Origin of the sequence: Enterobacter sp. MGH85 (assembly GCF_001037655.1) — a bacterium.
GTDB lineage: Bacteria > Pseudomonadota > Gammaproteobacteria > Enterobacterales > Enterobacteriaceae > Enterobacter > Enterobacter intestinihominis.
Genome location: NZ_KQ089925.1, coordinates 497209 through 508585, shown reverse-complemented (window position 1 = coordinate 508585; position 11377 = coordinate 497209). Strand labels below are relative to the sequence as shown.

Genomic DNA, 11377 nt, shown 5'->3' with positions numbered 1-11377 from the left:
CGCTACTCCCGCTAACAGCCAGTCATTACTTTAAGGCCAGTTCACCTGCGAGTCTGGCCTTATGAAACGTTACTCTACCGCTCTGTTATTGGGTCTGCTGACTTTAACCAGCCAACTGGCGCATGCCGATGTGATTGATGATGCTATTGGCAATATTCAGCAGGCGATCAACGACGCCTATAACCCCGGCAGCAGCCGTAATGACGATGACGACGATCGTTACGATCGCAGCCGTCAAACCGACAGCCGCCAGTACGACGATCGTCGCCGGCAGTTAGAAGACCGACGCCAGCGCTTAGACGAGCGTCAGCGGCAGCTGGATGACGACCGGCGTCGGTTAGAGGAGGATGAGCGCCGGTTAGAGGATGATTACGATCGGTGGTAAACCCCGGTATCGCAACGCGTAGGCCGGGTAAGGCGCAGCCGCCACCCGGCAAAACCTAATCCAGCACCAGCACCATCCCGTCATACCCCGCTTCAATGCCGGACGGCAGCGGGTTATCCATCATCCAGACGTCAAACTGATGGCTGATATGCGTCAGGATCACCTGCGGACAGCCAATCACCTCGTTCAGCGCAATCACCGTATTCAAATCACAGTGGTTGCGCGGCGTCTCCTGGCGCGGTTCATGGCTACAGTCAATAATCATCGCCTGCGGCTGATTATTTAGCAGAAATGTCACCGTTTTATCCGGTAGCCCGGCGGTATCAGAAAGCCACGCCACGCGACTGTGGGCGGACTCCAGCAGATAGCCAAATGTGAGTTTTGAATGGTTGAGCGGCAGCGGCGTGACCCGCAAGCCCTGAAGTTCAAACGTCACAAACGGCTCCACCGTGTGGCTGAAATCCAGAAGGCCCGGATGTTTGAACAGGTCGTCACAGCCTGCGTCGTCCGGCGGACCGTAAACCGGAATGGTCGCCCCCACGCCCCAGCGCAGAGGAAACAGCCCCTGAACGTGATCCATATGATAATGGGTAAGCAAAAACTGCCTGAAACTCCCTGCGGGCCAGTCGTCCATCAGGTGTGGAATACCCGCGTCCAGCAAGGTGACCGCATCGTTGAATTTCACCGCCGCGCTGCAGGGGCGACGGCGATAATTTTCCTGTAAACGCGCCCGTCGGCACGCCGCGCAGTCGCAGCCAAACACCGGCACCAGCTGCGCCCCTCCCGTTCCTGTTAGCGTGATCGTCAGACTCATAACGCACCTCTACAGCGGTTTGGTGAAGCGGAAATGGCTTTGCGTATACCCTTCACGAACATAAAAACGGTGCGCGTCCACGCGCTTCACGCTGGTGGAAAGCTCGGTCAGCTCGGCGCCTGCCTGGCGTGCGATCTCCTCTGCCCAGGCCAGCAACTGGCTACCCACTTTCAATCCGCGCGCCTGCGGCATCACCACCAGCTCCTGGATCTCGCCGATCCAGCGGGCGTGGTGCAGGTGAAACTGCATGTGCAGGCCGATCATCCCGATGATCTTCCCGTCCAGCTCGGCCAGCTGGTAGCGCATATTGTGATCCTGCAAGTTGGCCAGATACCCGGCGTGAAACGCCTGATGATCGAACTCGGCCTGCTTAAGTTCGCAGATCAGAGCGTAAACGATCGGCGCATCGTCGGCGGTGGCGGGGCGAAGCTGGCAGTCAGGCATGCTGTTTCTCCTTCTGGCGAATAAGCGATAGAAAGGTCTCGACTGACTGTAGCAAACTTCCGTCGTTATTGAGGAGATGGCAACCCGACGGGGTGTAGCGCGCCGCACGTTCCAGCCGCTGGTCGATCTCGCGCGCGTTTTCGCGCCCCCGCTTTTGCAGCCGGCTACGCAGAACCTCCGGGGAAACCTGCAAACAGACCGGGAGCAGCGCCGCTTCGTACCGGGCGTGAGCCTGCGGGAGATGCGCCCGTGAGCCGTTAACCAGCACGTCGAACCCCGCGTGCAGCCAGAGGTCGATCTCAATGCCGACGCCATAGTAGTAACCGTTGGCATGCCAGCTTAGCGCCAGCAAGTTTTGTCCGGCGCGGGTAAAAAACTCCTGCTCGCTCAGGGCGATATGGTTTTCGCTTCCGGCGTTGGCATCGCGCGTGATATAGCGGTGCGCCACCAGCAGCTGTGAGTGTTCCCGCTGCCGTAACGCCGACAGCAGGCTGTCCTTCCCGGAGCCGGACGGGCCCATTAACCAGATGAGTCTTCCCATCAGAACACCCTTTTTCCCTGACGCCAGACGTGGTCGATATGAATGTGCTCGCCCTTACGGTGCGCCAGCACCAGATCGGCCCGTTTCCCCTCGGCGATTTCCCCGCGATCGTGAAGATTGAGCGCGGTGGCCGGGTTTTTCGTCACCAGGCGAATCGCCTGCGGCAGCGTGAAGCTATTGCCTTCGTCGTCCGCGACGCGGAAGGCCGCGTCCAGCAGGCTGGCGGGGTAATAGTCAGATGAGAGGATATCCAGCAGGCCGAGGGAGGCGAGCTTGCTTGCCGCCACGTTGCCGGAGTGTGATCCGCCGCGCACGATGTTCGGCGCACCCATTAGCACGTTCATGCCATGCTTACGCGATGCCTCTGCCGCCTCGAACGTGGTGGGAAATTCGGCGATCACGCTCCCAAGCTGGTGGGATTCGCGAACATGGTCGTGCGTGGCATCATCATGGCTGGCCAGGGCAATATTACGGTCCCGGCACATAGCGGCAATGGAGAGGCGATTCGGCTGCGACCACTGGGCCGCAAGCTGGAGCTGCTCTTCTTCGTAGCGCGCCATCTCCGCGTCGTTGAGCGCGTATTTGCCCTGATAGTATTCGCGATACTTTTCAATGTTGGCGAACTGGCGCTGCCCCGGCGAGTGATCCATCAGGGAAACCAGCGAGACCGGCTCGCGGCCCACCAGCTTCTCAAACAGCGGCAGGGTGGTGTGGTGCGGCAGCTCGCAGCGCAGGTGCAGGCGGTGCTCGGCGCGGTTGAGGCCGCGCTTTTGCGTCTCCTCCACGGCGTTGATCATCTTCTCCAGGTTCTCCAGCCGATCGCCGCCGTCGCGCACGTCGCCGATCGCCACCGCGTCCAGCACGGTGGTGATGCCGCTGGCGACCATCAGCGCGTCGTGGCTGCTCATCGCTGAATGCGCGGGCCAGTCGACCTTCGGGCGGGGCGTGAAGAATTTATCGAGATTATCGGTATGCAGCTCAATCAGCCCCGGTAGCAGCCAGCCGCCTTCGCCGTCCATCGCGTCCGGTGAGCGGCTCCGGGTTTCAGCAAAGGCGCGGATGACACCGTCCCGGACCTCAACCGAGCCGTTCACGACCTCATTTTCCAGCACCAGCCTGACGTTATTGATAATCATACGTTTGTCCCCATCGGGTGCAGTCTGTCCGCCACGCGATGGCGTACGGCGTCGTCGTGGAAGATCCCGACGATCGCCGCGCCGCGCGCTTTGGCCTGTTCGATCAGTTCCATCACCGCTGCGCTGTTCTTACTGTCGAGCGAGGCGGTGGGTTCATCCAGGAGTAAAATCGGGTAATCGACGATAAAGCCGCGGGCGATGTTCACGCGCTGCTGTTCGCCGCCGGAAAAGGTCGACGGGGCGAGGTGCCACAGACGCTCCGGTACGTTGAGACGCGTCAGCAGGCTGGCGGCTTTAGCGGCGCAGGTTTCGCGCGGCACGCCGAGATCCAGCAGGGGCTGCATGACCACGTCCAGGGCAGAGATCCGCGGGATCACCCGCAGGAACTGGCTGACCCAGCCGATCGTCGAGCGGCGTACTTCCAGCACCTTGCGCGCGGGAGCCTGGACCAGATCGACCCATTCATTGTTATGGCGGATATGAATATGGCCTTCGTCCGGCAGGTAGTTGGCATACAGGGAGCGCAGCAGGGTGGATTTTCCGCTGCCGGAATGGCCATGCAGCACCACGCATTCGCCGTTGCTGACCTCTAATGAGGCATTTTGCAGTACCGGCAGGCGGACACCGTTTTGCTGGTGGAGCACAAAGGTTTTACTGACATTTTCAACGTGGATCATTTTTGCCTCGCGATTCGTTTTGCCGGGTGGCGGCTTCGCCTTACCCGGCCTACGGGTGCGGTGTTCGTTTTGCCGGGTGGTGGCTTCGCCTTACCCGGCCTACAGGTGCGCTGTTCGTAGGCCGGGTAAGCGCAGCGCCACCCGGCAACAGCGCCCTCAGTTCTGCAATACGGACGACACCAGCAGCTGGGTGTACGGATGATGGGGATCGTCGAGCACCCGGTCGGTTAACCCACTTTCCACCACCTGACCCTGCTTCATCACCAGAAGACGGTCCGCCAGCAGGCGCGCGACGCCTAAATCATGGGTGACAATCACCACCGCCAGGTTCAGCTCCACCACCAGGCCGCGCAGCAGGTCGAGCAGGCGCGCCTGCACGGATACGTCCAGCCCGCCGGTCGGTTCGTCCATAAACACCAGCTTCGGATGGGTGACGAGATTGCGGGCAATCTGTAAACGTTGCTGCATGCCGCCGGAGAAGGTGGTCGGCAGGTCGTCGATGCGCGAGGCGGGGATTTCAACTTCCTCCAGCCAGTGCTGCGCCGTGGCGCGGATATTGCCGTAGTGGCGTGCGCCGGTGGCCATCAGCCGTTCACCGATGTTGCCCCCCGCTGACACCTGACGGCGCAGGCCGTCCATCGGGTGCTGATGCACCACGCCCCACTCGGTGCGCAGCAGGCGGCGGCGCTCGGCTTCGCTCATGCCGTACAGCGATGCGCCCTCATACAAAATGTCGCCATTCTGCGGCGTCAGGCGCGCGGAGATGGACTTCAGCAGGGTGGTTTTACCGGAGCCGGACTCGCCGACAATGCCCAGCACTTCGCCCGGCCACAGCTCAAACGACACGTCGCTAAAGCCTTTGCCCGGCGCATAAAGGTGAGTCAGGTTGTTAACCGAAAGCAGCGGTTTCATTGGCTGTTCGCCTCGCTCTGTTGGCGGCAGTAATCGGTGTCGGAGCAGACAAACATCCGTTTGCCCGTGTCGTCCAGCACCACTTCATCCAGATAGCTGTGTTTGGATCCGCAGATGGCGCACGGCTCGTCCCACTCCTGCACCGTAAACGGGTGATCGTCGAAATCCAGGCTCTCTACGCGGGTAAACGGCGGTACGGCGTAGATGCGTTTTTCACGTCCGGCACCAAAAAGTTGCAGGGCGGGCATCATGTCCATCTTCGGGTTATCGAATTTCGGGATCGGCGACGGGTCCATCACGTAGCGGCCGTTCACCTTCACCGGGTAGGCGTAGGTGGTGGCGATATGGCCGAAGCGGGCGATGTCCTCATACAGTTTGACCTGCATGATCCCGTACTCTTCCAGGGCGTGCATGGTGCGGGTTTCGGTTTCCCGCGGCTCGATAAAGCGCAGCGGCTCCGGGATCGGCACCTGGAAAATCAAAATCTGATCTTCCGTCAGCGGGGTTTCCGGGATGCGGTGACGGGTCTGGATCAGCGTCGCGTCTTCGGTTTTTTCAGTGGTGTTGACGCCCGTTACGCGCCTGAAGAAGTTGCGGATCGACACGGCGTTGGTGGTGTCGTCTGCCCCCTGGTCGATGACCTTCAGCACGTCCGCTTCGCCAATCACGCTGGCGGTGATTTGAATACCGCCGGTGCCCCAGCCGTAGGGCATCGGCATTTCGCGGCCGCCGAACGGCACCTGGTAGCCGGGGATCGCCACAGCCTTAAGGATGGCGCGGCGGATCATGCGTTTAGTTTGCTCGTCCAGATAGGCAAAGTTGTAGCCGCTTAAGTTAGCCATTGGCGCGCTCCCGTTGCAGGCGTTTCAGCAGTTCCAGTTCGGCCTGGAAATCGACGTAGTGCGGCAGCTTGAGGTGCGAGACAAAGCCCGCGGCCTCAACGTTATCCGCGTGGGCCAGCACGAACTCTTCGTCCTGTGCCGGGCCTGCAATATGCTCGCCGTAGTCCGGCGCCTGGAGCGCACGGTCAACCAGCGCCATCGCCATCGCCTTGCGCTCGCTCAGGCCATACACCAGCCCGTAGCCGCGGGTAAAGTGTGGATCTTCATTCTCTGGCGCGACAAAACCGTTGACCATTTCGCACTCGGTCATCAGCAGTTCGCCGATGTTCACCGCAAACCCCAGCTCTTCTGGCACAATTTCGACATCGAGATAGCCGCTGCGGATCTCTGCCGCGAACGGGTGGTTGCGCCCGTAGCCGCGCTGCGTGGAGTAGGCCAGCGCCAGCAGATAGCCTTCGTCGCCGCGCATCAGCTGTTGCAGACGGGACGAGCGCGAACAGGGATAGACCGGCGGCGTGCGGGTGATGTCATCCGGCGTGCTGCCGGTGTCTTCTTCCGCCTTCGCCAGCCCCTGGTTTGCCAGCAGGCTAAAGACGTGCGGGGAGGCGTCTTGTTCAGCATCAGAGGCGCTGAGCTGCGGTGTTTCACCGTTTGCCAGCAGAGCGAAGTCCATCAGACGATGGGTGTAGTCGTAGGTGGGGCCAAGCAGCTGGCCGCCAGGAATATCTTTATACACCGCAGAAATACGGCGCTCTAAACGCATTTCCGCCGTATTTACCGGCTCGCTCACCGCCAGCTTCGCAAGCGTTGTGCGGTAAGCGCGCAGCAGGAAGATGGCTTCCACGTTATCGCCGCTGGCCTGTTTCAGCGCCAGTGCCGCCAGCTCACGGTCCGCGATGCCGCCTTCGGTCATCACGCGGTCGACGGCCAGGTTTAACTGCTGTTCAATCTGGGCGACGCTCAGCTCGGGAAGAGCGTCATCCCCCCGGCGTCTGTGCGCCTGCAAGGCATGGGCGGCGGCGATCGCCTTCTCGCCCCCTTTGACGGCAACGTACATCAGCACACCTCCACGTGGGTAGTTCGCGGGATCGCCAGCAGGCGCTCGCCGCAGGTCAGGAGCAGGTCAATGCCGAGCGGGAACGGATGCGGACGCTCGGTCAGCTCATGGATGATGCACTCCGGCAGCTGGGGGGCGACCATCCGCTCGTCGGCGATGCCTGCACCCGTCAGGCGAAGCATGCGACCACCGCTCAGGCTGGAGACTTGCAGGATCAGCGTGGCGCTAGTTTCCGGTGCGACGGCGCTGCCTTCGCTCAGGGCGTTAAGCTGCTCGTGGCTGATTTGCTCGTCTGCCACGGCGAAGACCGCCTGCTGGGGCTGCTCGACCAGCGGCGCGTTGGTATGAAAGCGCAGGTTCTGGCTGGCGATATCGTTCAGCAATGCCCCTGACAGCCATACCGGCGTGTCGTTGTCCGCCAGCGTCAGCAGCACGCTGGTAGAGGCGAGATTCAACGGCAGCCAGCCCTGCGAAAGCTGGTGCAGCGAGACGATCACGCCGGGCTCGCTCATGGCTTTCAGCAGGCGACGGAAACTCTGTTGGGCATCCTGGACGGCCAGGGTAAAGGCAGGTTGAAGCGTCATGCGTTGTCTCCGCGAACGAGCGTAAAGAAGTCGACCCGGCTGGTATTCACTTCGGCCTGACGCGCGGCAAGGCGTGCGGCGCGGTCAGCTTCCAGCGGGGCAATAAAGGTTTCCATTAAGGTCTGAAAATGCGGCTGTTCCTGTAAAAGCGCGTCGATAACCGCGCAGCGCTCGGCGTGCGTTTTGTCGCGTCCAAGTACGTAGCCGTAGCCCAGCGTGCCGCTGCTCAGGCGGATCACCGCGCGGGTGAGGGTGGCATCGCCGGCGAAGAAGCGCTCGCCGGTGCCGCCCATGCGTGCCTGGATCTGCACCAGGCCGATCTCCGGCGCGCGGATCGTGTCGTAGTCCGGCGTCAGGCCGAGCGCGTTCATGCGGGCAGCCAGCGCAGCAGGCTGGCTGTGGGCCAGCACGCGCATCCAGCGCTGACGAGTGGAGGTGTCGAAGTGCATTCAGTGCTCCATGGTAAATTCAATCATGTCGGCGCGGGTCAGGCTGACGGAGTATTCCGTTGCGTTGACGTCGCCGTCACGGTGGTTGAGGGTGCGCACGCAGAGCAGCGGGGCCATGTTGGGGATCTCCAGCACCTTGCTCTCTTTAGACTGCGCGCGGCGGGCGCTGATGCGCGTCTGGGTGCGTTTGAGCGCGATACCCGTCGCCTCCTGAAGAAAATCATGCAGGGAACCGCTGGCGAAATGTTGCAGCACGGGCCAGAGGGAGAGGTCCGCGAAGTAGTGGTCGATCTGACAGACCGCCACGCCGTTCACCCGGCGCAACGTGCGCAGGTGAACGACGTTGTCGCCCTCCTGAATCCCCAGCGCGTCCGCTACGTGGCGGGAGGCCGGGCGCAGGACAGACAGCAGCTTTTCGCTGGTGGGGTGGCTGCCCTGATCGAGCAGGTTCTGGCTAAAACGCGCCTGAGCATTGAGCGGGTAGTCAAACGGACGCATCAGCACCAGCACGCCGACGCCCTGACGACGCTGGACCCAGCCGCGTTCCACCAGCTGATCGATGGCGCGACGCAGGGTGTGGCGATTCACTTCGTAGCGGTCGGCAAGCTGCTGCTCGGCAGGCAGGTAGTCGCCGCACCGATAGTGCGTGCGCAGCTCCACTTCGAGCTTTGCCGCAATCTCTTGCCAGCGGGTAGGGTAACTGGTCGGATGTCTGGATAAGTGCATACCAATCAAAGCCTCGCTTCTCAGATGAAGTGCTTACGCAAGCGTTGAGAGAGGAAATCCAGCAGGCTGACGGTGACGATGATAAGCACCATCAATGCGCAGGTTTGCTGGAACTGGAAACCGCGAATCGCTTCCCACAGGGTGACGCCAATACCGCCTGCGCCCACCATGCCGACCACGGTGGCGGAGCGAACGTTGGACTCGAAGCGGTATAGCGAATAGGAGATGAGCAGCGGCATGACCTGCGGCAGGACGCCGTAGAGGATCTCTTCGATTTTGTTCGCGCCGGTTGCGCGGATGCCTTCCACCGGGCCGGGCTCGATGGCTTCAACCGCTTCGGAGAGCAGCTTGGAGAGTACGCCGGTGGTGTGGATGAACAGCGCCATCACGCCAGCGAACGGACCCAGGCCGACGGCGACCACGAACAGCATCGCAAAGACCATTTCGTTGATGGCGCGACAGGCGTCCATCAGGCGACGCATCGGCTGGTAGATCCACCACGGCACGATGTTTTCGGCGCTCATCAGGCCAAACGGAATGGAGAGGATCACGGCGAGGGCGGTGCCCCAGACGGCGATTTGCAGGGTGGTGGCCATTTCACTGAGGTAGTCCTGCCACTGGCTGAAGTCAGGTGGGAAGAAGTCGGCGGCGAAGGTCGCCATGTTGCCCGAGTCCCTGAAGAGCAGCAGCGGATCCATCTCCGCGCCCTTCCAGGAGATAACGAGCACCGCCAGCAGAACGGCCCAGCTTATGAGCGAGAACCAGCTGCGCTTTGGCGGCGGGAGGGTGATGGTTTGCATGTTGGCTCCTTAATCTGTTCTCCCTCTCCCTGTGGGAGAGGGGACTTGAGTTACTGCACCGCTTTATTCACGCTGGTCATCGCCCCGAGCGCGGCGGTCAGGCGGTCGAGATCGTCCAGCTGCGCCTGAATTTCCGACACTTTGCTGGTTTTCTCTTCTTCCTTCAGACCTTTGTTGTCCTTCACGCCCTGCATCTGTTTAAACAGCGCCAGCTGGCGAATCGGCACCAGCTGCAAATCGCTGGACGCGCGGAACGGTGCCCAGCCCAGGTGCGCCAGCACCGCTTTCTCTTCCGGCGTTTTGCCGTAGTTCATAAAGAAGTCGTAGACCTTGTCTTTGGTGCTTTCGGAGAGGTTTTTACGCCACACAATCGGGTCGCCCGGGATCAATGGCGATTTCCAGATCACCTTCAGCGCTTTCAGCTTGTCCGGCGCGGAGGTCTTCAGCTTGTCGAGGTTTTCAGTGTTGTTGGTGGCAACGTCTACCTGCTTGTTCGCTACGGCCAGGGCGTTGGTTTCGTGGCTGGCGTTGACCGTGCGCTTGAAGTCGCTGGCGGAGATGTTGTTTTTCGCGAAGACGTAGTAACCCGGGACGAGGAAGCCGGACGTAGAATTCGGGTCGCCGTTACCAAAGGTCAGCTCTTTGCGTTTGGCGAGCATATCGTTGAGGTTGTTGATCGGGCTGTCTTTGTTAACGATCAGCACGCTCCAGTAGCCCGGGGAGCCGTCTGCTGCAACGGTCTGGGCAAAGACCTGGCCGTTGGCGCGATCTACCGCTTCCATGGCAGAGAGGTTGCCGTACCACGCGATGTCGACTTTGTTGAAGCGCATTCCCTGGATAATGCCCGCGTAGTCCGGGGCGAAGAAGGCGTTCACTTTGATCCCCAGTTTGGTTTCCATATCTTTCAGGAACGGTTCCCACTGCGGCTTCAGGTTTTGCTGTGATTCCGTTGAAATGATGCCAAAGTTCAACGCTTTTTCCTGTTCCTCTGCCCAGGCCGGGCTTAACAGGGTGCTGATGCTGAACATGCTGGTGAAGGCCAGCGCGGCAACGGCTTTGTAGTTCATTTCCATTCCTCGTTATCGGGGCGTTAAGCAGCCTGCGCGCGTTCTTCGACGCGGTTTACGCTGCGGTAGAGATGATCAAAACGTTCGTTATCAAACTGATGGCTGGCGCCATCGAAGAACACGTGGCCCTGACGCAGGGCGACGATGCGCTCGCAGTAGCGCAGGGCGTAATCCACCTGATGCAGCGTCACCACCACGGTGATGCCGTCGTTCTGGTTGATGTCGCGCAGGGTTTCCATCACGATGCGGGCCGATTCCGGATCCAGCGAGGCGATAGGCTCATCGGCCAGAATGATTTTGGCTTTCTGCATCAGGGCGCGGGCGATGGCGACGCGCTGCTGCTGTCCGCCGGAGAGCGTTGAGACGCGCTGGTGGGCAAAATGCGCCATGCCGACGCGGGTCAGCGCCTGTAAGGCTTCTTGTTTCTGGGAAGGGGAGAACCAGCGCAGGCAGGTGCGCCAGAACGGGGTGCTGCCGAGCGCGCCAATCAGCACGTTCTCGAGCACCGTCAGGCGGTTCACAAGGTTGAACTGCTGAAAGATATAGCCCGTCTGCGCGCGGCTTTTGCGAATATCGCTCGCCAGACGCCCCGCATGTTGCACGGTGTTACCCAGCAGCTCGACGCGGCTTTCCGGCGTTTTGTCACAGGTAATGAGGCCGCTTAAGTGACGAAGAAGGGTGGATTTTCCTGAACCGGATGGCCCCAGCAGCGCCACCATTTCGCCCTGCTGGACGGTCAGATCAACGGCATGCAGCGCCTTGTTGTGATGGAAGGTTTTGCTCAGTTTCTCGACGCGAATGACAGTTTGCATGTGCTGGGCCTCACGATAAATGTGGCCTCATGCTGGCGTATCAATATGACATTCAGGTTAAGTGTTGGTTGCGGGAGTTTGAAGAGTTGAGGGGGATTTGATGACAATCACCGTAGGCCCGGCCAGCGCAG

The 11377-nt window shown here is 60.9% G+C and carries 15 protein-coding genes; 1 reads left to right on the top strand and 14 read right to left on the bottom strand.

All coding sequences use genetic code 11. From position 1 onward, the window contains the following. Window positions 1-61 precede the first annotated feature (61 nt). Entirely contained in the window at window positions 62-385 is a 324-nt protein-coding gene (gene yjdP / locus SK51_RS02360) for a DDRRRQL repeat protein YjdP (RefSeq protein WP_017382647.1), read from the top strand. A 55-nt stretch (window positions 386-440) separates the two neighbouring features. On the opposite strand, the gene phnP is transcribed toward yjdP, so the two are convergent. The 14 genes from phnP to phnC all read right to left on the bottom strand — a co-directional run bounded on the left by phnP (window position 441) and on the right by phnC (window position 11246). Then, on the bottom strand, window positions 441-1199 hold the full coding sequence (phnP, locus tag SK51_RS02355; protein WP_023305273.1) for a phosphonate metabolism protein PhnP: 759 nt from the start codon (window positions 1197-1199) through the stop codon (window positions 441-443). A gap of 9 nt (window positions 1200-1208) precedes the next feature. Beyond that, complete coding sequence (gene phnO / locus SK51_RS02350; RefSeq protein WP_022646777.1) at window positions 1209-1643, bottom strand: aminoalkylphosphonate N-acetyltransferase; 435 nt, start codon at window positions 1641-1643, stop codon at window positions 1209-1211. Continuing rightward, window positions 1636-2187, bottom strand: a complete 552-nt coding sequence (phnN, locus tag SK51_RS02345) for a ribose 1,5-bisphosphokinase (protein ID WP_032670903.1) — start codon at window positions 2185-2187, stop codon at window positions 1636-1638. Before phnN ends, phnO begins: the two co-directional genes overlap by 8 nt. Beyond that, complete coding sequence (gene phnM / locus SK51_RS02340) at window positions 2184-3320, bottom strand: alpha-D-ribose 1-methylphosphonate 5-triphosphate diphosphatase (protein WP_023305277.1); 1137 nt, start codon at window positions 3318-3320, stop codon at window positions 2184-2186. Before phnM ends, phnN begins: the two co-directional genes overlap by 4 nt. Further along, entirely contained in the window at window positions 3317-3997 is a 681-nt protein-coding gene (phnL, locus tag SK51_RS02335) for a phosphonate C-P lyase system protein PhnL (RefSeq protein WP_022646780.1), read from the bottom strand. The genes phnM and phnL overlap by 4 nt, the downstream gene beginning before the upstream one ends. Window positions 3998-4153: 156 nt before the next feature. Continuing rightward, window positions 4154-4909, bottom strand: a complete 756-nt coding sequence (phnK, locus tag SK51_RS02330) for a phosphonate C-P lyase system protein PhnK (protein WP_006177354.1) — start codon at window positions 4907-4909, stop codon at window positions 4154-4156. Continuing rightward, window positions 4906-5751 (bottom strand): alpha-D-ribose 1-methylphosphonate 5-phosphate C-P-lyase PhnJ, encoded by an 846-nt coding sequence (phnJ, locus tag SK51_RS02325; RefSeq protein WP_023299113.1) that lies wholly within the window; start codon window positions 5749-5751, stop codon window positions 4906-4908. Before phnJ ends, phnK begins: the two co-directional genes overlap by 4 nt. Then, window positions 5744-6808 (bottom strand): carbon-phosphorus lyase complex subunit, encoded by a 1065-nt coding sequence (locus SK51_RS02320; RefSeq protein ID WP_022646782.1) that lies wholly within the window; start codon window positions 6806-6808, stop codon window positions 5744-5746. The genes phnJ and SK51_RS02320 overlap by 8 nt, the downstream gene beginning before the upstream one ends. Continuing rightward, on the bottom strand, window positions 6808-7392 hold the full coding sequence (gene phnH / locus SK51_RS02315) for a phosphonate C-P lyase system protein PhnH (protein WP_023305278.1): 585 nt from the start codon (window positions 7390-7392) through the stop codon (window positions 6808-6810). The genes SK51_RS02320 and phnH overlap by 1 nt, the downstream gene beginning before the upstream one ends. Further along, window positions 7389-7841 carry a phosphonate C-P lyase system protein PhnG gene (gene phnG / locus SK51_RS02310; RefSeq protein WP_048206578.1) on the bottom strand — a complete coding sequence of 151 codons (453 nt, stop codon included), beginning with the start codon at window positions 7839-7841 and terminating at the stop codon, window positions 7389-7391. Before phnG ends, phnH begins: the two co-directional genes overlap by 4 nt. Beyond that, window positions 7842-8567, bottom strand: coding sequence for a phosphonate metabolism transcriptional regulator PhnF (gene phnF, locus SK51_RS02305; protein WP_023305279.1), 726 nt, complete (start codon window positions 8565-8567; stop codon window positions 7842-7844). A 20-nt stretch (window positions 8568-8587) separates the two neighbouring features. After that, window positions 8588-9367, bottom strand: coding sequence for a phosphonate ABC transporter, permease protein PhnE (gene phnE / locus SK51_RS02300; RefSeq protein ID WP_022646785.1), 780 nt, complete (start codon window positions 9365-9367; stop codon window positions 8588-8590). Window positions 9368-9417: 50 nt separating this feature from the next. Next, a complete protein-coding gene (gene phnD, locus SK51_RS02295; protein WP_022646786.1) occupies window positions 9418-10434 on the bottom strand; it encodes a phosphonate ABC transporter substrate-binding protein in 1017 nt (338 codons plus the stop codon). A gap of 23 nt (window positions 10435-10457) precedes the next feature. After that, window positions 10458-11246, bottom strand: coding sequence for a phosphonate ABC transporter ATP-binding protein (phnC, locus tag SK51_RS02290; protein WP_003860210.1), 789 nt, complete (start codon window positions 11244-11246; stop codon window positions 10458-10460). Window positions 11247-11377 lie beyond the last annotated feature (131 nt).